This is a genomic window from Streptomyces sp. NPDC025806, from assembly GCF_055558275.1.
Window position 1 is genome coordinate 167,739 of sequence record NZ_JBVHMU010000006.1, and the last position, 23,557, is coordinate 191,295.

General features: G+C 73.5%; 20 protein-coding genes. 8 read left to right on the top strand and 12 right to left on the bottom strand.

What is annotated here, in order from left to right:
* Positions 1–284: 284 nt before the first annotated feature.
* Positions 285–1,928, bottom strand: a complete 1,644-nt coding sequence (locus tag ACZ4E1_RS16225) for a DNA repair helicase XPB (RefSeq protein ID WP_467539747.1) — start codon at positions 1,926–1,928, stop codon at positions 285–287.
* 64 nt (positions 1,929–1,992) lie between these two features.
* Positions 1,993–4,449, bottom strand: coding sequence for a helicase-associated domain-containing protein (locus ACZ4E1_RS16230; RefSeq protein ID WP_467539748.1), 2,457 nt, complete (start codon positions 4,447–4,449; stop codon positions 1,993–1,995).
* A 283-nt stretch (positions 4,450–4,732) separates the two neighbouring features.
* Here ACZ4E1_RS16230 and ACZ4E1_RS16235 point away from each other — a divergent pair, with 283 nt between their 5' ends.
* Positions 4,733–5,722: a hypothetical protein gene (locus ACZ4E1_RS16235; protein WP_467539749.1), complete on the top strand. Its 990-nt coding sequence runs from the start codon at positions 4,733–4,735 to the stop codon at positions 5,720–5,722.
* A 5-nt stretch (positions 5,723–5,727) separates the two neighbouring features.
* On the opposite strand, the gene ACZ4E1_RS16240 is transcribed toward ACZ4E1_RS16235, so the two are convergent.
* From ACZ4E1_RS16240 to ACZ4E1_RS16255, 4 genes are read right to left on the bottom strand one after another with little or no spacing between them, the layout of a single operon-like run.
* A complete protein-coding gene (locus ACZ4E1_RS16240) occupies positions 5,728–6,705 on the bottom strand; it encodes an ABC transporter substrate-binding protein (RefSeq protein ID WP_467539750.1) in 978 nt (325 codons plus the stop codon).
* 35 nt (positions 6,706–6,740) lie between these two features.
* A complete protein-coding gene (locus ACZ4E1_RS16245; protein WP_467539751.1) occupies positions 6,741–7,577 on the bottom strand; it encodes an ABC transporter ATP-binding protein in 837 nt (278 codons plus the stop codon).
* Positions 7,574–8,632: a FecCD family ABC transporter permease gene (locus ACZ4E1_RS16250; protein ID WP_467539752.1), complete on the bottom strand. Its 1,059-nt coding sequence runs from the start codon at positions 8,630–8,632 to the stop codon at positions 7,574–7,576. Before ACZ4E1_RS16250 ends, ACZ4E1_RS16245 begins: the two co-directional genes overlap by 4 nt.
* Positions 8,629–9,633 (bottom strand): FecCD family ABC transporter permease, encoded by a 1,005-nt coding sequence (locus ACZ4E1_RS16255; RefSeq protein ID WP_467539753.1) that lies wholly within the window; start codon positions 9,631–9,633, stop codon positions 8,629–8,631. Before ACZ4E1_RS16255 ends, ACZ4E1_RS16250 begins: the two co-directional genes overlap by 4 nt.
* Before the next feature lie 80 nt (positions 9,634–9,713).
* Here ACZ4E1_RS16255 and ACZ4E1_RS16260 point away from each other — a divergent pair, with 80 nt between their 5' ends.
* Positions 9,714–10,379 carry an HAD family hydrolase gene (locus tag ACZ4E1_RS16260; protein WP_467539754.1) on the top strand — a complete coding sequence of 222 codons (666 nt, stop codon included), beginning with the start codon at positions 9,714–9,716 and terminating at the stop codon, positions 10,377–10,379.
* Here ACZ4E1_RS16260 and ACZ4E1_RS16265 read toward each other — a convergent pair.
* Positions 10,352–10,609 (bottom strand): hypothetical protein, encoded by a 258-nt coding sequence (locus ACZ4E1_RS16265; protein ID WP_467539755.1) that lies wholly within the window; start codon positions 10,607–10,609, stop codon positions 10,352–10,354. The genes ACZ4E1_RS16260 and ACZ4E1_RS16265 overlap by 28 nt on opposite strands.
* A 124-nt stretch (positions 10,610–10,733) precedes the next feature.
* On the opposite strand from ACZ4E1_RS16265, the gene ACZ4E1_RS16270 reads away from it, so the two are divergent.
* Entirely contained in the window at positions 10,734–11,117 is a 384-nt protein-coding gene (locus ACZ4E1_RS16270) for a cold-shock protein (protein WP_467539756.1), read from the top strand.
* 398 nt (positions 11,118–11,515) lie between these two features.
* On the opposite strand, the gene ACZ4E1_RS16275 is transcribed toward ACZ4E1_RS16270, so the two are convergent.
* The 5 genes from ACZ4E1_RS16275 to ACZ4E1_RS16295 form a co-directional block, all read right to left on the bottom strand.
* The gene (locus tag ACZ4E1_RS16275) at positions 11,516–12,262 is read right to left on the bottom strand and encodes an SDR family oxidoreductase (protein WP_467539757.1); all 747 of its coding nucleotides are present in this window, start codon (positions 12,260–12,262) and stop codon (positions 11,516–11,518) included.
* A gap of 99 nt (positions 12,263–12,361) precedes the next feature.
* A complete protein-coding gene (locus tag ACZ4E1_RS16280) occupies positions 12,362–13,228 on the bottom strand; it encodes a 1,4-dihydroxy-6-naphthoate synthase (RefSeq protein ID WP_467539758.1) in 867 nt (288 codons plus the stop codon).
* Positions 13,225–13,914: a futalosine hydrolase gene (locus ACZ4E1_RS16285; protein ID WP_467539970.1), complete on the bottom strand. Its 690-nt coding sequence runs from the start codon at positions 13,912–13,914 to the stop codon at positions 13,225–13,227. The genes ACZ4E1_RS16280 and ACZ4E1_RS16285 overlap by 4 nt, the downstream gene beginning before the upstream one ends.
* Positions 13,884–14,363, bottom strand: coding sequence for a DUF2771 domain-containing protein (locus tag ACZ4E1_RS16290; RefSeq protein ID WP_467539759.1), 480 nt, complete (start codon positions 14,361–14,363; stop codon positions 13,884–13,886). The genes ACZ4E1_RS16285 and ACZ4E1_RS16290 overlap by 31 nt, the downstream gene beginning before the upstream one ends.
* A gap of 135 nt (positions 14,364–14,498) precedes the next feature.
* The gene (locus ACZ4E1_RS16295) at positions 14,499–15,839 is read right to left on the bottom strand and encodes an MFS transporter (protein WP_467539971.1); all 1,341 of its coding nucleotides are present in this window, start codon (positions 15,837–15,839) and stop codon (positions 14,499–14,501) included.
* 380 nt (positions 15,840–16,219) lie between these two features.
* On the opposite strand from ACZ4E1_RS16295, the gene ACZ4E1_RS16300 reads away from it, so the two are divergent.
* The 5 genes from ACZ4E1_RS16300 to ACZ4E1_RS16320 all read left to right on the top strand — a co-directional run bounded on the left by ACZ4E1_RS16300 (position 16,220) and on the right by ACZ4E1_RS16320 (position 23,557).
* Positions 16,220–17,146: a DUF3027 domain-containing protein gene (locus ACZ4E1_RS16300; RefSeq protein WP_467539760.1), complete on the top strand. Its 927-nt coding sequence runs from the start codon at positions 16,220–16,222 to the stop codon at positions 17,144–17,146.
* A gap of 73 nt (positions 17,147–17,219) precedes the next feature.
* Positions 17,220–17,909, top strand: a complete 690-nt coding sequence (locus ACZ4E1_RS16305) for a hypothetical protein (protein ID WP_467539761.1) — start codon at positions 17,220–17,222, stop codon at positions 17,907–17,909.
* Positions 17,910–18,304: 395 nt separating this feature from the next.
* Positions 18,305–21,439 carry a sacsin N-terminal ATP-binding-like domain-containing protein gene (locus ACZ4E1_RS16310; protein WP_467539762.1) on the top strand — a complete coding sequence of 1,045 codons (3,135 nt, stop codon included), beginning with the start codon at positions 18,305–18,307 and terminating at the stop codon, positions 21,437–21,439.
* 192 nt (positions 21,440–21,631) lie between these two features.
* Positions 21,632–22,480 carry a DUF5707 domain-containing protein gene (locus ACZ4E1_RS16315; protein ID WP_467539763.1) on the top strand — a complete coding sequence of 283 codons (849 nt, stop codon included), beginning with the start codon at positions 21,632–21,634 and terminating at the stop codon, positions 22,478–22,480.
* 126 nt (positions 22,481–22,606) lie between these two features.
* The gene (locus ACZ4E1_RS16320) at positions 22,607–23,557 is read left to right on the top strand and encodes a hypothetical protein (protein WP_467539764.1); all 951 of its coding nucleotides are present in this window, start codon (positions 22,607–22,609) and stop codon (positions 23,555–23,557) included.

Consider the following 23,557-nt stretch of genomic DNA (forward strand, 5'->3'; position numbering starts at 1 on the left):
CCGGGCTTCGCGCCGTTACGGGTCGCGCTTTCGTCGCCGGGTGCGGGTGCGTCGTGGCTGGTCGCGCAGTTCCCCGCGCCCCTGAAAGGCTGCGGCTTCGCCGCGCCTTCCCCCGACCACAGGCGCCCCGCACCTAGGTCGGGGAAATGCGGCGCGAAGCGCCTGCATTTCAGGGGCGCGGGGAACTGCGCGACCAGCCACGGCGGCGGGAAAGCCGAAATCAAGCCCCTCCGGCGATTGAGGAGCGGGGGCCGGGGCGGAGCCCCGAGTAGGTGCGGGGTGCCCTACTTGCCGGCCAGGAGATCGTCCGCGTCGACGATCCGGTACGCGTACCCCTGCTCCGCCAGAAACCGCTGACGATGCGCCGCGAAGTCCTGGTCGATCGTGTCGCGGGCGACGACCGAGTAGAAGTGCGCCTGGTGACCGTCCGCCTTCGGACGCAGGACGCGCCCGAGCCGCTGCGCCTCCTCCTGGCGGGAGCCGAACGTGCCCGACACCTGGATCGCGACCGTGGCCTCCGGCAGGTCGATCGAGAAGTTCGCGACCTTGGAGACGACGAGGACGTTGATCTCGCCGTTGCGGAACGCGTCGAAGAGACGCTCGCGCTCCTTGTTCGACGTCTCGCCCTTGATGACGGGCGCGTCGAGGTGCTCGCCCAGCTCGTCGAGCTGGTCGATGTACTGGCCGATGACGAGGATCTGCTGGCCCTCGAACTTCTTCACCAGCGCTTCCGTCACCTTCCGCTTCGTCGCGGTCGTCGCGCAGAAGCGGTACTTCTCCTCGGCCTCGGCCGTCGCGTAGGCGAGCCGCTCGGAGTCCGTCAGGTTCACCCGGACCTCGACGCAGTCCGCCGGGGCGATGTACCCCTGCGCCTCGATCTCCTTCCACGGAGCGTCGAAGCGCTTCGGCCCGATCAGCGAGAAGACGTCCGCCTCCTTGCCGTCCTCGCGCACCAGCGTCGCGGTGAGGCCGAGCCGGCGGCGGGCCTGGAGGTCGGCGGTGAACTTGAAGACCGGCGCGGGCAGCAGGTGCACCTCGTCGTAGACGATCAGACCCCAGTCGCGGGAGTCGAACAGCTCCAGGTGCGGGTAGACACCCTTCCGCTTCGTCGTCAGGACCTGGTACGTCGCGATCGTGACGGGCCGGATCTCCTTCTTCGTGCCGCTGTACTCGCCGATCTCGTCCTCGGTCAGCGAGGTCCGCTTCACCAGCTCGTGCTTCCACTGGCGGGCCGACACCGTGTTCGTCACGAGGATCAGCGTCGTCGCCTTCGCCTCGGCCATCGCCCCCGCGCCGACCAGCGTCTTGCCGGCACCACAGGGCAGCACGACGACACCGGAGCCGCCGTGCCAGAAGCCCTCCACGGCCTGCTTCTGGTACGGGCGCAGCGCCCAGCCGTCCTCGGCCAGGTCGATGCGGTGCGCCTCGCCGTCCACGTACCCGGCGAGGTCCTCGGCCGGCCAGCCCAGCTTCAGCAGGGTCTGCTTGATCTGGCCGCGCTCCGAGGGGTGCACGACGACCGTGTCCGGGTCGATCCGCTCGCCGACCAGCGGGGCGACCCGCTTCGAGCGCAGGATCTCCTCCAGGACCGGCCGGTCGGTGGTGGACAGCACGAGCCCGTGCGCCGGGTGCTTGCTCAGCGTCAGCCGCCCGTAGCGGTCCATCGTCTCGGCGATGTCGACGAGCAGCGCGTGCGGCACCGGGTACCGGCTGAACTGCACGAGCGCGTCGACGACCTGCTCCGCGTCGTGCCCGGCGGCCCGCGCGTTCCACAGTCCGAGCGGGGTCACCCGGTACGTGTGGATGTGCTCGGGCGCCCGCTCCAGCTCGGCGAACGGGGCGATCGCACGACGGCAGGCGTCGGCCTGGTCGTGGTCGACCTCCAGCAGGAGCGTCTTGTCCGACTGGACGATGAGAGGTCCGTTCACGCGCGGCACCTTTCTGGAAGGGCGTGGCCCGGTGTGGCCAAACGTCCAGTGTGCCGCACCCGGCTCATTCCCCGGAAAGCTCGGCCACGCCCGTGACCCGGTGCAGGGGGTACGTGCGGACCTCGTCGGCGGTGTGGTCGTACGCGGTCACGAAGCCGCCCTCGACCCGGATCGGGGCGATGACGCGCTGGCTGGCGGCGCCCTCCGCGTTCACGTAGCCGATCCACAGGGCCTCGCCGGTCATCACCGCGGCCTGCATCGTGGCGAGGGTGTCGGCGGCGCCGGTGCGCGGCAGCTCGCCGTCCGCGGGGCGCTCCGGGGCGGTCTTGCGCGGGGTCGTCGCGGCGCGGTCGCCCGCCCTGATGGCCCGGATCGCCGCGTCCAGGAGCGTGCCGTCGGGCAGCGGCGGGCCGTCCGGGACGGGCTCGGGGGCGGTGCGCGGCGGGGTGCGGCGGGCGTGCGCGCGGGTGATCAGGACATCGCCCTCGGGGGTCTCGGCGGCGGGCGCGAAGCCCATGGCGCGCAGGCCCTCCAGGAGCGTGCCCGGGTCGGCCTGCGCGGCGAGCACCGTCGGGGCGAGGCGGCGCAGCCGCAGGCCCGCGGCGCGCTTGTCGGCGAGGATCTCGCCGAGCATGGCGTCGTCGTCGCACCGCACGTAGGCGCTCGCCGCGCCGATCCGCAGGTGGCCGTGGCGCCGGGCCACGTCGTCGATGAGGTACGCGAGCGGCTGCGGGACCGGGGTGCGGGAGTGCGCGGTGAGGAAGTCGTGCAGGTCGGAGGCGGTCCGCCCGGAGTCGAGCGCCCGCCGTACCGAGCCCGGCGTGAACCGGTACACGGTGGCCCCGCCCTTCGACTCGACGTCCGCGAGCACGGACAGCGCGTCGGCGAGCGGACGCTCCAGCGGGCCCGGCGCGACGGCCGTCAGGTCGGCCTGCAGCAGCACGTGGTCGAGCGCCTCGGGCAGCAGCGGGGCGAGCACCTTCCCGGCCCGCGCGGCGGTGACGGCGGCCTCGGCGGGGGTGAGGGGGGTGTGCCCCGGGCCGTCCGCCGACTCGCGGGTGAGCAGGGCGCGGGCGTGGGTGGAGAGGGCGCCGCGGCCGGTGATGCCGAGGAGTTCGGCCTCGGCGAGGGTCCAGCGGACCAGGTTGCCGCGCAGCTCCAGGGCGCCGGGGGATGGCCGCTCCCAGGCGAGGCGGGCGACGACGGAGTCCGGGTCGGGGGCCGCGCCCTCCGGCAGATCGGCGAGCAGGGCCAGGACACGATGGCGGACCTCCGGTGCCGCCGAACGGTCCAGGTGCGGGCCCAGGGCCGACAGCGTGCGGTCCTTGCCGTCCCGGCCGCCGACCAGGCCCGCCGTACGGGTCGCCGTCAGCCAGGCCGCCGCGAGCGGCACCCAGCGCTCGGCCGGCGGCAGTTCCAGCCACTCGTCCAGCGCGGGCGTCGCCGCGTACCGCTCGTCGGCCTCGCCGTCGGAGGCCACCAGGCCCGCCGCGTAGGCCAGTTCGACCCAGAACGCGGCGGTCTGCTCCGAGGTGTCCAGCGCCGTCGCCGTGCGCTTGAGGTCCCGCACGCTCAGACCGCCCGCGCGCAGCACCGCCGGGCCGCCCTCGTCCCAGTCCTTCAACAGCTCCTCGACGGTCGCGAGCGCCGTGTACGCCTCGGCCGCCGCCGTAGCGTCCACAACCTGTGGACGGTGCTCGGCCTTCACCGCGATCTCGGGCGGCAGCGGCTCCAGCACCCGGTGCGCCCGACCGCCGCGCAGGTGCAGCGCCGCCTCGCGCGGCAGCACGACCGTGCCGGGGCTCGTCGGCAGCAGCAGGCCCCGGTCCAGCAGCCAGCGCAGATGCGCGGCCGGGCGGGCCGTGACCTGCCCGTACGGCGGTCCCCACACCAGCCGGTTCAGTACGTCGACGGACTCGGCCGGGGCCTCGTCCAGCAGGGCGCCCATCCGGTCCTGCGCCGTGAACAGCTCCGTCAGCGCCGCCACCGCCGACACCGGGTCGTGCGTGGACGGCAGCCCGGCCGTCGCCACGATCTCCTGCAGGCGGGTCGGCGACATGCCCGAGGTGGCCTCCGCGACGGTCGGGCCGAGCCCCGTGGGGGAGGGGTGCTGGGCGCTGGGCGCGAGCAGTTCACGGGCGGTGCGGACCAGGCGGAGCTGGTCGTCGCCGCCCCACACCAGGGCCTGTTCGCGCAGCGTCGCCACGGCGCCGGGCAGCGCGGCGGAGGCGTCGTCGCCGGGCAGCAGGTCGCGCAGGGCGGTGTACGGGGCCGGGTCCGGGGCGATCGCCAGGGCCTGGGCGACCTGCTGGGTGAAGCGGTCGAGGCGGTCCAGGGCGCGGATGACGGAGGCGCGGGTCCCTGCGCGGGTCGCGAGCTGGGTCAGGTCGTTCGGCACCGGGCCGAGGAGGTCGGGGCGGGCGCGCAGCAGGCGGGCCAGGTCCTCGTCCGTCCCGGCGCGCAGCGCCTCCGCGAGGGAGCGGGGACTGGTGGTCGCCGGGGTCTGCGCGTTCGGGCTCATCTGACCCACGTTAGCGGGACGGGTCGCTCCGCGGGTCTACGCCGGTGCGGGTTGCGGTTTCGTCGCCGGGTGCGGGCCGGTGGGGCTTCTCGCGCAGTTCCCCGCGCCCCTGAAGGCGAACGGCTTCGCCGTTCAGCCTTCATCGGGGAAATGCGACGCGAAGCGTCTGCATTTCAGGGGCGCGGGGAACTGCGCGACCAGCCACGGCGGCGGGAGAGCCGAAATCAAGCCCCGGGAACAGGTACCGTCGGGGCGTCAAAGTGCGGACCCCGGAGGGGACTTCGTGGGGATTGAGAGCGATCAGATCGTCTTCGACTATCTGAGCCGGGTCGGGGACCTGGCCCAGCAGCGTCAGCTGCCGTCGTCGACCCGGATGCGACTGGTGTCGGAGCTGCGCGGCGAGATCGACAAGCGGCGCGCCAAGGTGACCGTCGACAGCCCCGCCGCGGTGCGCCGCATCATCGACCGCCTCGGCAGCCCGGACGACATCGTCACCGGCGCCCAGGACGGCACCGCCCCCGACCCCGCCGAAACCCTCACCCGCCCCGTCCCCGAACAGCGCGGCGCAGCCGCCCCGCGCCGCAGGACGCCCCGCCCGCGCCGCACCCGGGCCCCCGAGCCGGAGGCCCCCGCCCCGTCGCCCCCGCACCTCGCCGGCGCCGACGAACTCGGCACGTCCGGCGGCGACACCGACTGGTGGCGGCTCGGCGAGGGCGGCGCGATGCCGCTCGGCGAGTCGGACAGCGTGCCCGGGTTCGTCGGCGGCGTCGAGATCCCGGAGCTCCTCAAACCACCCCCCGAGCCCGGCGACAAACGCCCCGACCTGCGGAAGAAGCCCGTAGCGGACGAGGAGCCGGAAGCCGAGGACGAGGCGGAGGCGGAGGAGGCGGCCCCGCGCAAGCGGCGCGGGCTGCCCCGGCTCGCCGCGCCCGCCGGGGGCCTCGCCAACCCGGTGCTGCTGCTCGCCGCGCTCGTCCTCGTCGCCGGCGCCGTCCTCGGCAACATCATCGTCCTGCTGATCGGCTGGGCGGTCGTCTATCTGTCCCGGCGGCTGACCGAGGGCCAGAAGAAGTGGGCGGTGTTCGTGCTGCCCGGGACCGCCGCGGCCGCCGGCATCGTCTGGCTCTGGGGCCGGACCGAGGGCCGCTGGGGCGATCCCGTCGCCGACGGCCGGATGAGCGTGGCGCTCGGCGAGACCTGGCCGTGGGTGCTGCGGGGCGCGGCGATCGCCTCCGCGCTGTACCTGCTGTGGCGTTCCCAGCGTCAGCGCTGAAACCCCTAGGCCGCCAGGTCCGACTGGAGTTCGCCGAGGATCTGGTTCGCGGCGGTGTAGCCGATGCCCTGGATCCACAGTTCGTCGTCGACCTGGAACACCTTGCCGTTCTTGACGGCCTTCAGGTTCTGCCACAGGCCGCTCGTCGTGGTCTGCGTGACCTTGGCCTTGCCCGGATTGCCGTAGGTCGACGTGAAGACGACGTCCGCGTCCGCCTTGTCGATCTGCTCGGGGCTCACCTCGTACGCGAACCCGTCCTTCGCCTTGCCGGTGATCGCGGGGCGGCCCAGACCCAGGTCGGCCAGGATCGTGCCGATGTAGTTCTTCTTGCCGTAGATCCGGATGTCGGCGCCCTCGACGAACCGGACGACGTTCACGTCCGTGCGGGCCGCCTTCGCCTTGCCGCCCAGCGACTTCGTGACGGCGGCGACCCGCTCGTCGTACCGCTTCACCGCCGCCTTGGCCTCGGGCTTCCTGCCGAGGGCGTCCGCGTGCACCAGGAAGTTCTGCTTCCACGGGTAGCCGGTGGACTCGGTGAGGACGGTCGGGGCGATGGCGCTGAGCTGCTTGTAGCGCTGGGCGTCGCGGACCTTGCTGCTCAGGATCAGGTCCGGCTTGAGCCCGGCGATCTTCTCCAGGCTCGCGTTGGCGATCTCGCCGACCTCGGCGATGCCCTTGGTCCGCGCCTTCGGGAGGTACGACAGGAAGGTGCTCTCGGCTCCGGCGCGGGTGGCTCCCACGGGCGTGACGCCGAGCGTGATCGCGGAGTCGAGCTCGGCGGTGTCCAGGACGACGACGCGCTTGGGGGTGTTCTTGACCTTGACGGGGCCCATCGCGGTCTTGACGGTGTGGGTGCCGTTCGGGTCCGCGCCGGGCTTCTTCTTCTGCGCCGGGTCGGAGGACGTGCAGGAGCTCACGGCGAGGGCCGTGGCGAGGACGAGGGTGCCGATGACTGTGCCGCGGTGCGTGAGGGAGGCGTACATGGAGTGCCTTTCGGGTCAGCGCCGTTGCCGGTCGGTCAATTGTTGCCGGGTACCGCTTTCTTCAGGGTGGGTCGCGAGGGGGACGCCGCGCTCCACGGCGTCCCGGGCACCACCAGCGGGGAGCCGGTGACCGGGTCGGGGACCACGACGCACGTCAGGCCGAAGACCTCCTTCACCAGGGACTCCGTGACGATCTCCGCCGGGGGGCCCTCGGCGACGATGCGGCCGGACTTCATCGCGACGAGGTGGTCGGCGTAGCGCGCCGCCTGGTTCAGGTCGTGCAGGACGACGGCGATCGTGCGGCCCCGGTCGTGGTTGAGCTGACGGACCAGGTCCAGGACCTCCACCTGGTGGGCGATGTCCAGGAACGTCGTGGGCTCGTCGAGGAGCAGGATGTCCGTCTCCTGGGCCAGCGCCATCGCGATCCAGACCCGCTGGCGCTGCCCGCCGGACAGCTCGTCGACGTTCCGCTCGGCGAGGGCGGCGACGTCCGTGCGCTCCATGGCCTCCGTGACGGCCTTCTCGTCCGCCTCCGACCACTGCTGCCACCAGCTCTGGTGCGGCTGGCGCCCGCGCGAGACGAGGTCCCCGACGGTGATCGCCTCGGGCGCCACGGGGCTCTGCGGGAGCAGCCCGATGCGCTGGGCGATCTTCTTGGTGGGGAGCTCGGCGAGGGCCTTGCCGTCGAGGAGGACGGAGCCGCCGGCCGGCTTGAGGAGCCGGCCGAGCGCGCGCAGCGTCGTCGACTTGCCGCATGCGTTCGGGCCGACGATCACCGTGACCTGCCCGTCGGGCACCGCCAGGTCGAGGTCGTGCACGACGGTGCGGTCCTCGTAGGCGAGGGTCAGGTCGCGGGCCGAGAGCCGGCTCATGAAGTGCCTCCGGGACGACGGGAGCGGATGATCAGCCAGATCAGGTACGGGGCGCCGACCGCGGCCGTGAGCACACCCACCGGCAGCTCGGTCGGCGAGAACAGGCGCCGGGCGAGCAGGTCGCCGACGACGACGATCAGCGCGCCGAGCAGCCCGGAGCACAGCAGCGGGATCTGCGCGGTGCGGGTGAGGCGCCGGGCGATCTGCGGGGCGAGCAGCGCGACGAAGTCGACGGGTCCGGCGGCGCCGGTCGCGACGGACGCGAGGACGACGCCGAGCGCGACGAGCCCGAGGCGCACCCGGCCGAGACGTACGCCGAGCGCGGTCGCGGTGTCGTCGTCCAGGGAGACGGTCCGCTGGGCGCGCGCCGCCCACGCCACGCCGGGGGCGAGAACCAGCAGGGTCCAGGCGAGCGGCGCGGCCTCCGCCCAGCCGCGCCCGTTGAGCGAGCCCGTCATCCAGATCTGCGCCTGCTGGGCGACGAGGTAGTCGCCCTTGGTCATGAACAGCGTCGTGACCGAGCGCAGGGCGATCGCGAAGCCGATGCCGATGAGGACGAAGCGGGTCGCGTGCAGCCCGCCGCGCCAGGCGAACACGTAGACGAGCGCGGCGGCGAGCAGCCCGCCGGCCACGGACACGTACGGCAGCACGGTGTACGAGGTGAGGCCGAAGGTCATCGCGGCGACGGTGACGGCGCTCGCGCCCTGGCTGATGCCGATGATGTCGGGGCTGGCCAGCGGGTTGCGGGCGACGGTCTGGATCAGCGCGCCCGCGACGCCGAACGCGACGCCGACGAGCAGGCCGACGACCATCCGCGGTTCGCGCAGCGTGCCCACGACCAGCTCGTCCGGCGACGGCTGCCCGGTGAGGACCTTGAGGACCTCGACGGGGCTGGTGAACGTCTCGCCCACGCACAGGTACGCGAGACAGGCCGCGGCGAGCAGCAGCACGAGGACGACGGCCGTGACCGCCGCCCTGCGGTGCAGCAGGAATCGGGCCCGGCCCGCGCGGACGACCGTGTATCCGGCCGGGCGGACCCCGGCGATCGCGCTCACGCGGGCACCGCCTTCCGGCGCACGAGCGCCACGAGGAACGGCACCCCGATGAGCGCCGTCATCACGCCCGCCGGCACCTCGCTCGGCGGGAAGACCACGCGGCCCACGGTGTCGGAGACCAGCAGCATCACGGGACCGACGAGCGCGGCCATGGGCAGCAGCCAGCGGTGGTCGGAGCCGACGAGGGCGCGGGCGATGTGCGGCACGGCCAGCCCGATGAACGCGATGGGCCCGGCCGCGGCCACGCCGACCCCGGTCAGCACGGTCGCGCCGAGCCCGCCGACGATCCGTACGGTCGCCACCCGCTGCCCGAGCCCCTTCGCGACGTCCTCGCCGAGCGCCAGCGCGTCGAGCCCGCGCGCGACGGACAGCACGAGGACGACGCCGACCAGCAGGAACGGCCACACCTGGCCGACCAGCTCCGCGTCCCGGCCGGACAGCGAGCCGACCTGCCAGAACCGGAACTCGTCCAGCGCGGAGGCCTTCGTCGTGAGGATCGCGGTGGTGACGGAGACGAGCAGCGCGTTGATCGCGGCGCCGCCCAGCGCCAGCTTCACCGGGGTCGCCCCGCCGCGCCCGCTGGACGCGATCGCGTACACGGCGACGGCCGCGATGCCCGCCCCGGCGAACGCGAACCACACGTATCCGGTCAGCGTGTGGACGCCGAGATACGCGATGGCGAGCACGACGCCGACCGAGGCGCCCTGGCTGATGCCGAGGATGCCGGGGTCGGCGATGGGGTTGCGGGTGATGCCCTGGAGGACGGTGCCGGCCAGCGCGAGGCCCGCGCCGACCATCAGGCCGACGAGCGTGCGCGGCAGCCGCAGCCCGCGCACCACCTCCGCCGCGTTGCTGTGCCCGCCGTGCAGGAGGGCGTCGAACACGGCGGACGGCGCGATCGGGCGGGCCCCGACCGCGAGGCTGAGCAGCACCGCGAGGGCCAGCGCCGCGGCGGCCGCCACGAGTGCGGCGACCCGGGTGGCGCGGCGTCTGACGGGCATGGGCGGGCTCTCTCCGGACGGCGTGATTGGTAAGGCTTGGCTAAGTATGGGATGCCTGGCACATCGTATGCCCGGGCACAATGGCCCCCATGGCTGCCCTTGAGAACTCCGCGAACCCCGTGACCGCCGGCCCCGTCGTCGGCTTCGACCTCGACATGACCCTGATCGACTCGCGGCCCGGCATCCACGCCACCTGGCTCGCCCTGTCCGAGCGGACCGGCACGTACGTGGACGCGGACCTGGCGGTCAGCCGGCTCGGGCCGCCGCTGGTCGAGGAGCTGGCGAACTGGTTCCCGGCCGAGCGGATCCAGGAGACGGCCGAGCTCTACCGTGAGATGTATCCCACACACGCCATCGCGCCGACGCTGCCGATGCCCGGCGTGCACGAGGCGATCGCCGCGGTGCACGCGGCGGGCGGTCGCGCGATCGTCGTCACGGCCAAGTACGAGCCCAACGCCAAGCTGCACCTGGAGCACCTCGGCATCGACGCGGACGCCGTCATCGGCGACCTGTGGGCCGAGGGCAAGGGGGAGGCGCTGCGCGAGCACGGGGCGAGCGTCTACGTCGGCGACCACACCGGCGACGTGCGCGGCGCCCGTACGGCGGGGGCCCTCTCCGTCGCCGTGACGACGGGGCCCTGCTCGGCCGACGAGCTGCGGGCGGCCGGCGCGGACGTCGTGCTCGCCGACCTCGCCGCGTTCCCCGCGTGGCTGGAGAGCTACACGGAGCGGGCCGCGCGCCGCTGAGCCGCGATGCCCTTCAGGACCCCGGCACCGGCCAGCAGGAAGCCGACGCCCATCAGCATGCACACCGCGTAGGCGACGGGCGGGAACGGGTCGCTGTGCAGGAACAGCGGGGCCATCGTCACGAGCGTGGCGAGCGCGCCGACGACGAAGACGATGCCGCCCGCTTTCACGAGGCCGTCGCCGGGCCCCGACTGGCTCGAACGGGAATTGGTTTGGGTTTTGTCACGCACCCGGCCAGGGTAGTTCCCAGCGCACAGGGACTCATAGTCTTGGTGGAGGCGGGTCGGTCGCGACCCGCTGTACTGCTGTCCAGAGCGATTTCGAGCACTTCGAGTACGGGGACGAGGACTTCACGTGCCTACCGGCAAAGTCAAGTGGTTCAACAGCGAGAAGGGCTTCGGCTTTCTCTCCCGCGACGACGGCGGCGACGTCTTCGTGCACTCCTCGGTCCTGCCCGCCGGCGTCGACGCCCTCAAGCCCGGCCAGCGGGTCGAGTTCGGGGTGGTCGCGGGCCAGCGCGGTGATCAGGCGCTCTCGGTGACGATCCTCGACCCGACGCCCTCCGTGGCCGCGGCGCAGCGCCGCAAGCCGGACGAACTGGCGTCCATCGTCCAGGACCTGACGACCGTCCTCGAGAACATCACGCCCGCGCTCGAGCGGGGCCGCTACCCCGACAAGGCGGCCGGCAAGAAGATCGCGGGCCTGCTCCGCGCGGTCGCCGACCAACTGGACGTCTAGGTCTCGTCGCCGGGTGCGGGTGCGGGTGCGGGTGCGTGGGGGCTGGTCGCGCCCCGCAGCGGAGCCGCTGTACGGACACAGTCCCGCGCCCCTTGGGTGGTTGCCACGGGCGGTCGCCGCTCGACTGCCGCGCCGTCGTGGCTGGTCGCGCAGTTCCCCGCGCCCCTGGAAGGCACACTCCGTGCGCCCCAGGGGCCAGCCAGACTGGTCGCGCCCCGCGGCGGAGCCGCAAATCGACACAGCCCCGCGCCCCTGAAATGCAGACGCTTCGCGTCGCATTTCCCCGATCCAGGTGCGGGGGGCCTTTCATCGGGGGAAGGCGCGGCGAAGCCGCATGCCTTCCAGGGGCGCGGGGAACTGCGCGACCAGCCCCCACCGGGCCCGCAGCCGCCCACGATTCAGGCGCGATCGAGCCATTCCGCGACCGTAGGACCGACGAGCCGAGCCGAAGGCGGGGCCAGCAGAACTCCCTCGCCCAGCGCGGGGAGCACCGGCGGCACCGTTTTCACGGGGCGCTGATCCCCGCGGGCCTCAAGGAGACGCGCCGTCAGCTCGGGGAGCCGGATCGCCTCGGGCCCGCCCAACTCGACCCGCGCCCCGGCGAACTCCCCGACACACGCCTCGGCCACGACCTCCGCCACCGCGTCCGCCGCAACCGGCTGCACCAGCCAGTCCGCCACCGTGACGGAGTCCTCCGCGAACCACACCGCCGCCGGATTCTCCGCGAACTCGTGCCACTGCGTCGTCTTCACGACCGTGGCCTCGAACCCGCTCTCCGCGATGACCCGCTCCTGCGCCCGCTTGGCGAGGTAGTACGCGTGCCGGTCGAAGACCGGGTCCTCGATGTTGGTGATGGAGACGGCGACGAACCGGCCGACGCCCTGTTCCCGCGCCGTGTCGAGCAGCCGCCGCGTCGCCGCGACGATCGCGGCGACGACATCGGCCTCCGGGTCAGTCGGAAACGCGTTGGACGCGTCGACGACCACGTCCACCCCGGCGAGCGCCTCCGCGAGCCCCGCCCCCGTGTGCAGGTCGACCCCGGCGGACCGGGAGACCGGCACCACGGTGTGGCCGGCCGCCGTGAGCCGCCCGGTGATCAGGGAACCGACGGTGCCGGTGGCGCCCGCGACAGCGATCCTGCTCATGTCCGCACTCTCTTCTCTCTCGACTTCGACTGCGTCCAATCTAGGAGCGGAATCGACCTCGCGAGAGGTGCATTCAGTGCGGGAGAACGTGGGTCAATTTCAGGGGAAGGCCAGCGCGTCCGGGGCGAGCGCCGGGACGAGTCCCTCGGCCGCGGCCCGGGTCAGCAGCCCGCGCACCGCCGCGTAGCCGTCCTCGCCGAGGTCCGCCGTGAACTCGTTGACGTAGAGCCCGATGTGCTGGTCGGCGACCGCCGGGTCCATCTCCTGGGCGTGCTCCATCACGTACGGGCGCGACGCCTCGGGGTCGTCCCAGGCCATGCGGACCGAGCGGCGGATCGTGTCCGCGTACCCGCGCAGCGTCTCCGCGCCCAGCGAGCGCCGCGCGATGATCGCGCCGAGCGGGATCGGCAGGCCGGTGGTGGCCTCCCAGTGCTCGCCCATGTCGGCGAGCTTGTGCAGGCCGTAGTCCTGGTACGTGAAGCGGGCCTCGTGGATGACGAGTCCGGCATCGACCTTCCCGTCGCGCACGGCGGGCATGATCTCGTGGAACGGCATGACGACGATCTCGCCGACCCGCCCGCCCGGCACGGTGTCCGCGGCCCACAGCCGGAACAGCAGGTACGCGGTGGAGGTCTCGCTCGGTACGGCGACCGTCTTCCGCGACAGGTCCACCCCCGGCTCCCGGGTCAGCACGAGCGGCCCGCAGCCGCGTCCCAGCGCGCCGCCGCACGGCAGCAGGGCGTAGTCGTCCAGGACGTACGGCAGGACCGCGTACGACACCTTCAGGACGTCGTACGAGGGGTCACGGCGCTCGGCGACGCCGTTGGTGATGTCGATGTCGGCGAAGGTCACGTCGAGCGCGGGGGCGCCCGGGACGCGGCCGTGGGCCCAGGCGTCGAAGACGAAGGTGTCGTTCGGGCAGGGCGAGTACGCGATGCGGACGGGGCCGGTGGCTTCAGCAGTCATGTCGTCTTCCAACTCGTGAGGACGGGTGCCGCCTTCCCGAACGCCTCCGTGAGCGCGGCGAGCGCGTCGCCGATGCGCCAGGCGGCGCGGTCGCGGGGCCCGACGGCGTTGGAGACGGCGCGCAGCTCGGCCACCGGCACACCGTGCGCGGCGGCGGCCTCGGCGACCCCGAAGCCCTCCATGGCCTCGGCGACGGCGCCGGGGTGGCGCTGGGCGAGGAGTGCGGCGCGGTCGGCGGTGCCGGTCACCGTGGAGACGGTGAGCACGGTGCCGACGGCGGCGTGGACGGCGGCGGCGAGGTCTCGTACGAGGGAATCCGGCGGACGGTGGGTGACGGTGCCGAAGCCCAGCTCGGTGACCGGCAGGAAACCCTCGGGGGTCTCGGCGCCCAGGTCCGCGACGGTGATCGCGTCGGCGACCAGGAGCGCGCCGGGCGGGGCGGTGAAGCCGCCGCCGATGCCCGCCGAGACGGCGAGCGTGTACGGGCGGCCGGTGAGGGCCGCGGTGGTGAGCGCGGTGGCCGTCCCGGCCGCCGCCGCGGCGGGGCCGACCCCGACCGCGACGACGTCGATCGCCGGGTGCCCCTGGAGCCCGCGCGCCACCGCGTCCCGTTCGGCCGGGACGGCGGTGGCGACGAGGACGCGCGCGGTGTCCGTCAGGAGTCCTTCTCGAGCTTGAACGACCAGGTGCCGTACGCCTTGGCGTCGCCGCCCTCGAGGATCGTGACGGTGGTCGAGGAGCCGGTGGCGCCGTACTGCTGGTTGAAGAAGACGCTGCCCGGAACCGTGCGGTAGGTCTTCTTGCTGGAGTCCGTGAGCGGCTGACCGTTCATCAGGATCGTCCAGCCCTTGTCGGCGATGTCGGGGTCGACACCGAAGCGGACGGTCTCGTCCGGGTCCACCTTGATCTTCTCGGCGTCCTCGGTCTTCTTGAGGCAGCCCTGCAGCTTGGACAGCGGGATGGACTTCCCGTCGTCGTAGCAGGAGGCCTCGGTGTTCGCCGTGCTGCGGCCCACCGTGACGGTGGCCAGCGGGGTCGGCTTGTCGCAGGCGGAGAGGACGAGCAGTCCGGCGCCGACGGCACCGACGGCGGCCACGGTGCGCCTGTGGCGCACTACGAAACGCTGGGAGGTCATGGCGGAAGGCTATCTGGGCGGCGCGAGGGTGTGCCGGGTGGGTGGTACGTCGGCGTGTGCGCGTGCCCTTTCGTCGCGGGCTGCGCGTTTCGTCACCGGCCGCCGGCCGCCCCTGTCACAGAAAGCGGCACCCGATTAGGCCACCCGGGTGCGGCGTCCCGAGCCGCGGTGGGCCGAGGACAGCAGACCCCGCACCGTGCACAGCCAGCCCGTCGCGACGACCGCCGCCGCCACGGACAGCCCCACCGTCCCGTTCAGGGGCAGCACGATCCCGACCGCGCCGCCCACGACCCAGGCCATCTGCAGCAGGGTCTCCGAGCGCGCGAACGCGGACGTCCGCACCCCTTCCGGCACGTCCCGCTGGATCGTCGCGTCCAGCGACAGCTTCGACAGGGCCTGCGCGAACCCGGCGACCGCCGCGAGGCACGCCGTCATGAACGCCCCGAAGAACAGCGCCGAGACGACCGCGACGCCGCCCACCACGGCGACGGCGCTGACGATGATGAGCTCCGGCGCCCGGGCCTTCAGCGCGGCCCCGACGGCCGTCCCCAGCGCGTTCCCCACCCCCGCCGAGACCGCGACGAGGCCCAGCGAGACCGCCGCGCTCTCCCCGGTCAGCGGATGCTCGCGCAGCAGGAACGCCAGGAAGAAGATCAGGAACCCGGACAGCCAGCGCAGCGTCGCGTTGGCCAGCAGGGCGTGGGTGACGGCGGGCCCCACCGTGCGCAGCCCCGGTTTGCGCTGCTTGCGCGCGGGCCCGTGCAGATGCGCCTCGTCGGCCGCGAGCAGCGCCCTGGCCTCGCCCTTCGCCGAGTCCACCTTGTGCGGCAGGGACAGCGACAGGAACATCCCGCAGATGAAGATGACGAAGGCGCCGTAGAGCGGCCAGCGCGGCCCGAGGGCCTGGAGGCCCGCGCCGATCGGCGCGGCGATGCCGGTGGCGAGCAGCCCGCCGAGCGTGACCCGGGAATTGGCCTTCACGAGGGAGAAGCGGGGTGGCAGCAGGCGCGGCACGACCGCCGAGCGCACCACGCCGTACGCCTTCGAGGAGACGAGGACGCCCAGAGCCGCCGGATAGAGCTCGATGCCGCCGGTGACCACGGCGCCGGACAGGACGAGGGCGAGCAGGGCGCGGGCCAGCATCGCGCCGGCCATCGCGGCCCGGCGGCCGTGCGGGAGGTGGTCGAGCAGTGGGCCGATGACCGGGGCCAGGAGCGTGAAGGGGGCCATCGTGATGGCCAGGTAGAGGGCGACGCGCCCGCGGGCCTCGTCGGTGGGGACGGAGAAGAAGACCGTGGAGGCGAGCGCGACGGTGATCATGACGTCGCCCGCGCCGTTCACCGCGTGCAGCTCGATGAGTTTTCCGAGCCCCGACTCGCCGGCGCCGTGCGCGTGGGTCGCTTTCCGGATGCCGCGGGCGGTGCCCGTGAACGGAAATCGCAAGGCGCGCCCGATGCGGCGGGCGATCCCGCTCACCGGGCCCGCACCGCTGTTCTCGTACCGCGTCGCGCCGGACGAACGCGACGAAGCGGACGACGACTTCCCGGAGGCCACTCAGCCATAGTGCCCCGTGAACGGGTGTACTAGTGCCGATATGGGCATGCGGGTCTGGTTTCGCGTGCGGTGCCGCTCGTACGTCGGTGTGGGCGCGGGGCGCAGGAAGAGGTAGCGTGCGTAGCGCGCCCGCGGTGGTTGTTCTCGGCCGCGCGCCTCTCGGCCATCCCGCAGAATGGGTGACGTAGGTGCGCCCGGAACGTCGGGCGCGGACGTCGACGCGGCCCCCTGGTCCGCTCCGCCCGCGCTCCCGCACACAGGACGGCGCACTCGTGAGACGGCGTAGGAGAGAAGCGATACCTGTGAGCGCAGCGACAACGCGAAGCCGCACCCCCGACCGTCTGTGCGCCGAGGCGGTCGGCCTCGCACGGGCGGCTGCCGAGGAGGCGGCCGCGCCCGGGGTGGTGGGCGAGCACGTCGAGATGGTCGTCGAGGGCGACCGCGTCGTCACGCATCTCTTCGAGTGCAAGGAGTTCGGCTACCGGGGCTGGCGCTGGGCCGTCACCGTGGCCCGGGCCTCCCGCGCCAAGCACGTCACGCTCGACGAGACGGTGCTGCTGCCCGGCCCGGACGCCCTCCTCGCCCCCGAGTGGGTGCCCTGGAGCGAGCGGCTGCGGCCCGGGGACATGGGGCCGGGCGATCTGCTGCCCACGGAGGCGGACGATCTGCGCCTGGAGCCCGGTTTCACCGGGGAGGACGCGCCGCCGCCGAACTCGGCGGTGTCCGAGGAGATGGCCGAGCTGGTCGAGGCCGAGGACGTCGAGGTGACCGAGGGGCCCGTCGCGGACCTGCCGGTCGCGCCGTCCCGGGGCTCCATCAGCGCGGTCGCCGAGGAGCTCGGCCTGCGCCGCGCCCGGGTCCTGTCCCGCTACGGCCTGCATGTCGCGGCCGACCGCTGGGAGGAGTCCTTCGGCGCGAAGACGCCCATGGCGCAGGCGGCCCCCGCCACGTGCGTCTCCTGCGGCTTCCTCACGCCCATCGGCGGCTCCCTCGGCCAGGCCTTCGGCGTCTGCGCCAACGAGTTCGCCCCGGCCGACGGCCGCGTCGTCTCCCTCTCCTACGGCTGCGGCGGCCACTCCGAGGCCGCGATCATGCCGAAGACCCCGCGTCCCGCCCCGCCGGTGATCGACGAGACGATCGTGGAGCCGATGCCGCTGCACCCGGCTCAGGACGCCGGCTCGGTCGGCGCGGTCGCCGACACGGCGGCGGACGATCTGGGCCACTCCTAGCCCTTGCCGTCCCGGTCTCCCTGCCCCCGGGTTATGTTCCGGTCCTCGTAGGACTACTCCAGGGGTGGGGAACATGAAGCGTGGTGCCGGGGTCAGACGTGCCGTCATGGCGGTCGCGGCGGCCGGGCTGCTCGCGGGGTGCGGCGGCGGCTCGCAGGGCGTGACGACGAAGACCCTTTCGCGGGCCGAGCTGGCGGATGTGACGCTCGGGGAGAAGGTGAAGGCGAAGGGGCTCGGTTTCCGGGTGGTGGAGAACCCGCCGGAGATCCCCGGTACGAGCGGGAAGCCGGGATGCGGGAACATCAGCTCCGTGCTCGTGAACCGGACCCGGCCGGAGCCTGCCGCGCGGCTGCTCACCATGGGGATCGACGAGCGGATGCCGGCCACGGCGCGGTACGGGTTGCTGCACCTTCGGGTCCAGGCACACAGCCAGGCGGGCGCCCGGGACCTGATGCGGAACTTCCGCAAGGACGTGGCGGACTGCGCCCCCTACACCTCCCAGGCCGGGCGGCCCACGAAGGTGGTGCGGGACACGGTGGCAGAGGGGCTCGGGGACGAGTCCCTGGGGTACCGGCTCGTGTCCCGGGACGCCACGGTGAAGCGGGACCAAGCGACTGTCTTCGCAGTGGTGCGGGCCGGGTCGGTGGTGATGGTCGCGTCAGGCAGTGCCGTGGATACGAAGGCGGCGTCGGTGCGGACCGTACGGGAGTCTCTGGATCGGGTCGTGCGGGCCCAGATCGAAAAGTTGCCGCGAGCCGAGTGAGGCGACCGGCGACCACCGGCTGCGGGGTCTCTCGTTCGTGAGCGGCTGCCAGTACGTCGTGGCTGGTCGCGCCCCGCGGCAGAGCCGCAGAGGTCACAGCCCCGCGCCCCTGAAATGCATGGCGCTTCGCGCCGCATTTCCCCGATGGGGCCCCGCCCCGATGGGGCCCCGCCCCGATGGGGCCCCGCCCCGATGGGGCCCCGCCCCGATGGGGCCCCGCCCCGATGGGGCCCCGCCCCTATGGAGATCGCGCACGAAGTGCGCATCTCCAGGGGCGCGGGGAACTGCGCGACCAGCCCCCGCCCTCCCGCACCCGGCGACGTACCGGCACGTCCCCCCACATGCGCCGCGATACGGTTCGGGCCGACCGATGAAGTGCGGCCAGAGGAGACACCGTGAGCGCCAGCAAGATCGCCCGGCCCGCACCGGAGGGCATCGACCCGTTCGGTACCGCCCGCCTGCGGCGTGGCGTGCTCGATGCCTGGGCGGCGAGCGGAGCCCGGTTCCGGGAGGACGCCAACGCCGAGGAGGACCTCGCGCTCGGCGGCTACCGTGACCGCCTGGTCGTGGAGCTCGCCCAGAACGCCGCGGACGCCGCGGCCCGCATGGGAGCGCCGGGCCGGTTCGCGCTCACCCTCAAGGACGGCGTCCTCGTCGCCGCGAACACCGGCGCCCCGCTGGACGCGGCCGGCGTCGAGTCCCTGTCCACGCTGCGCGCCTCCGCGAAGCGGGCCGGCGCGGAGAGCACGGTCGGACGCTTCGGCGTCGGGTTCGCCGCCGTGCTCGCCGTGTCGGACGAGCCCGCCGTCCTCGGCCGCACCGGCGGCGTGCGCTGGTCGCTCGCCGAGGCGCGGATCGCCGCGCAGGAGACCGCCCGGCACAGCCCCGCCCTCGGCGACGAGCTGCGCCGCCGCGACGGCCACGTGCCGCTGCTCCGGCTGCCGTTCGCGGCCGAGGGCCAGGCCCCGGAGCCGTACGACACGGTCGTCGTGCTGCCGCTGCGCGACCAGGCCGCCGAGGCGCTCGCGGCGCGGCTGCTCGACGCCGTCGACGACACGCTGCTGCTCGCCCTGCCGGGCCTCGCCGAGGTCACCGTGACCACCGACGCCGGCACCCGGGCCCTGCGACGGCGCGCCGACGGCCCGTACATCGTGATCGAGGACGACGGGCGCGCCCCGGCCGAGCTGCGCTGGCGGACCGTGACGCGCAGCGGCGCCCTCGGCGCCGAGCTGCTCGCCGACCGGCCCGTCGAGGAGCGGCTGCGCCCGCACTGGAACGTCACCTGGGCCGTCCCGGTGGACGCCGACGGCGCCCCGGACAAGCCGCGCAGCGCCCCCGTGCTGCACGCCCCGACCCCCAGCGACGAGGCTCTCGGCGTGCCCGCGCTGCTCATCGCCTCGTTCCCGCTGGACACGGCCCGCCGGCACGTCGCGCCCGGCCCGCTGACCGACTTCCTCACCCAGCGCTCCGCCGACGCGTACGCCGAACTCCTGGGGGAGTGGCAGCCCGTCGGCCCCGGCGTGCTCGACCTCGTGCCCGGTCCGCTCGGCCGCAGCGAACTGGACGGCGCCCTGCGCGCCGCCCTCCTGGAGCGGCTGCCCCGCGTCGCGTTCCTGCCGCCCGCGCTGCCGCCCGTGTCGGAGGAGGACGACCGGCCCGCCGCGCTGCGGCCCCGCGACGCGGAGGTCGTCGAGGGCGCCGGCGCCGACACCGTGCGGGTCCTCGCCGAGGTGCTGCCCAGCCTGCTGCCCGCCGGGCTCGAACGCCGCGTCGAGCTGCGCACGCTCGGTGTCGCCCGCGTCCCGCTGACCGAGGCGATCGACCGGCTGGCCGGACTGGAGAAGGACCCGGGCTGGTGGCGCAGCCTCTACGAGTCGCTGGCCGGCGTCGACCCGGACCGGCTCAGCGGGCTGCCCGTGCCGCTGGCCGGCGGCCGGACCACGATCGGCCCGCGCCAGGTGCTGCTCCCGGCGGCCGACGCCGCGAGCCTGCCCGGCGAGGCGCTGGCCCGGCTCGGCCTCAAGGTCGCACACGCCGACGCCGCCCACCCCCTCCTGGAGAAGCTCGGCGCGCTCCCGGCCACGCCCCGCGCCGTCCTGACCACGCCTCAGGTGCGGGCCGCGGTCGCCGCGTCCCTCGACGACGAGCCCGCCTGGGACGACGAGGACGCGCTCGGTGCCGAGGAGCTCGCCGACGTCGTCCTGACCCTCGTGCGCGACGCCGGTCTCGACGTCGGCGACGAACCCTGGCTCGGCGCCCTCGCCCTGACCGACGAGGACGGCGAACTCGCCCCCGCCGCCGAGCTGCTGCTCCCCGGCAGCCCGATCGCCGACGTGCTGCGCGAGGGTGAACTCCCGTACGTGGACGAGGAGCTGGCCGAGCGCTGGGGCGAGCAGCCGCTCGCCGCCTGCGGGGTGCTCGCGACGTTCGCCCTGGTCCGCGCCACCGACGTGGTCCTCGACCCCGACGAACTCGACCCGCGCGAGGGCGACTTCCCCGAGCCGGACGACGCGGGCCTGCTCGACGCCGTCGACGTGTGGTGCGAGGACGTCCTCGACCGGCTGCCCGACTCGCCGGTGCCGCCCGTCGCCACCGAACTCGTCGCCGTACGCGATCTGGACCTGGTCGACGAGGACCGCTGGCCGCAGGCGCTCGCGCTGCTGTCGCGGCCGCCGCTGCGTGACGCGCTCACCCAGCCCGTCCGCGTCCTGCTGCCCGACGGCACGCACGAACTCGTCCGCCCGTACACGGCGTGGTGGCTGCGCGGCCACCCCGTCCTCGACGGCCGCCGCCCCGCCGGACTGCGCGCCGCGGGCGGGGACCCGCTGCTCGCCGGGCTCTACGAGGCGGCCGACGCCTCCGGGTTCGAGGACGAGCAGGTGCTGCGCGCCCTCGGCGTGCGCACCTCCGCCGCCGCGCTGCTCGACGAGCCGGGCGGCGCCGCCGAGCTCCTCGACCGGCTCGCCGACCCGGACCTGACGGTCGGCGCGGCCCAGCTGCACGCGCTGTACGGGCTGCTCGCGGGCCTCGACCCCGAGCAGGTCACGCTGCCCGACGACCTGCGGGCGGTGCGGGACGGCGAGGTGGTCGTCGTCGACGCGGCCGACGCGCTGGTCGCCGACGCCCCCGACCTGATCCCGCTCGCCGACGGCCGCCCCCTGCTGCCGGTGGCCCCGGCCCGGGCCGGGCAGCTCGCCGAGCTGTTCCAGGTGCGCCGACTGAGCGAGGCCGTCGACGGGGAACTCACCGGCTCCGAGGGCGTCGAGCACCCCGTACCGGACTCGGTGCGCGTCCTGCTCGGGGCCGCGACCCCGCGGACGTACGTCGAGCACGAGGAGCTGTACGTCGCCGGGCAGGAGGCCGACTGGCGGCGCACCGCGGACGGCACCGTGCACGCGGCGACCCTGGAGGGCGTGGCGGCGGGGCTCGCGTGGGCGGCGGGTCAGTGGCCGCGCCGTTTCGAGGTGGCGGCCCTCCTGGAGGACCCGTCGCGCACGGCGGAGCTGGCCCGGGACCGCTGGTTCGACTGACCCCGGCGCGGGGCGGGGGCTTCCGGCAGGTCAAGGGCTCGGGCCGGGTTCGTATGGTGATCGCAAAATTCGCGGAAGCCGTACAACCCGCCCCACCCGGCGCATGTCTCACCTGCGGGTCAACAGACCCCTAGATCACTCGGGTCCCGCGGGAAGCCATCCGCAGGACCCCTTCTCCACCATGGGGAACACATGCGCATTCGTGCCACCGCCGCCGCTCTGACCGCCACCGGCGCCCTGGCTCTCACCGCGTTCACCGTGCCCGTCGCGCAGGCGGCGGACAGCCCGCAGGCCGCGGCTGCCGCCGCGGAGGCGGGCACCTCCGCCGGTGCTGACGAGCAGTACGGCGACACCGCCATCTCGAACGTGGTCGTCAACGGCGGCAAGGACGTCGTCGCCGGCATCAGCAACCTGGTCCCGGTCAAGGTCACCTTCACGGCCACGGACAACTCGGGTATCGACAACACCTCCGGGTACGCCGTCCTGTACCACGGCACGGACCTGGACAACTCGGACGCCGGTGCCGCGCCGACGCAGGACCCGGGCGCCACCACCTGCACGACGGTCAACGCCACCACGGCGACCTGCACGCTGACCTTCTCCATCGACCCGAAGGTGGACCTCGCCAACTACGCGGCCGGTTCCTGGAAGGTGTGGGCGATCGCCTCGGGCAAGGACGCCGACTACACGGTCCGCGAGAACGCCAAGACGTTCGGCATGAAGCGGTACTCGAAGCTCACCACCAACGCGTCGCCGGAGCCGGTCAAGAAGGGCGCCACCATCACGGTGACCGGCCTGCTGTCCCGCGCCAACTGGGACACGTCCAAGTACGCGGGCTACACCAACCAGTCGGTGACCCTGCAGTACCGCGCCAAGTCGGCGAGCACGTACACCAACGTCAAGACGGTCACCTCGTCCTCGACGGGCAGCCTGAAGACGACCGTCACCGCTTCGGCCGACGGCTACTTCCGCTACAAGTTCGCGGGCACGTCCACGACTCCGGCCGTGACGTCCACCAGCGACTTCATCGACGTTCAGTAAATCTTCACATCCTGCACAACCTCTTCATTGGGGCAGCGGTCTGACGGAGCGAGTCAACAGACTCCTCGATGACTTGGGTCCAGCAGGACGCCACCTGCTGGACCCCTTGTCCACCATGGGGAACACATGCGCATTCGTGCCACCGCGGCCGCCCTGACCGTCTCCGGCGCCCTGGCCCTCACCGCGTTCGCCGTCCCGGCGGCGCAGGCCGACGGGCACTGGACCGGTCCGGCGGGCGACAAGGCCCTCGTCGACCTCGTCAAGGGTCACGACGCCCCGGCCGCCGCCCCCAAGGCGACCGACCGCGCCGCCCTCGCCGCCGAGCCCGGCGACCCGTACGCCCTCGACCTGACCTTCTCCAAGCTCTCGGTCAACAAGGGCAAGCCGATCGTCGCCGGCACCACCAACGCGGTGAAGGTCCCGGTGAGTTACACGGTCACCCACGGCAACGACGCCGGCATCTTCGCCGACGACTTCATGATCTTCGTCGCCCTGTACTGGAACAGCACCGACGACGGCAACGTGGTCTTCACCGACGGCGCCACCTGCAACCTGGTCTCGGACACGACGGCCACCTGCACCGACACCATCACGGTCGTCCCCCAGGACAACCTGCTGAACAGCGACGCGGGTGCCAAGTGGACCGCCGAGGGCGTCGCCATCGCCCCCAACGGCCAGGACATCTCCTCGGACAGCGCCGACTGGAGCAAGGTCGGCGTCGCCGACCAGGACGCGCTCCTGACGAAGATCGCCTTCCAGCGCTACTCGAAGCTCACCACCAACGCGTCGCCGGAGCCGGTCAAGAAGGGCAGGACCATCACGGTCACCGGCCTGCTCTCGCGCGCCAACTGGGACACCCACAAGTACGCGGGCTACACCAACCAGAAGGTGACGCTCCAGTACCGCAAGAAGTCCGCCACGACGTACACCAACGTCAAGACGGTCACCTCGTCCTCGACGGGCAGCCTGAAGACGACGGTCACCGCCTCCGCCGACGGCTACTTCCGCTACAAGTTCGCGGGCACGTCCACGACCCCGGCCGTGACGTCCACCAGCGACTTCGTCGACGTCCAGTAA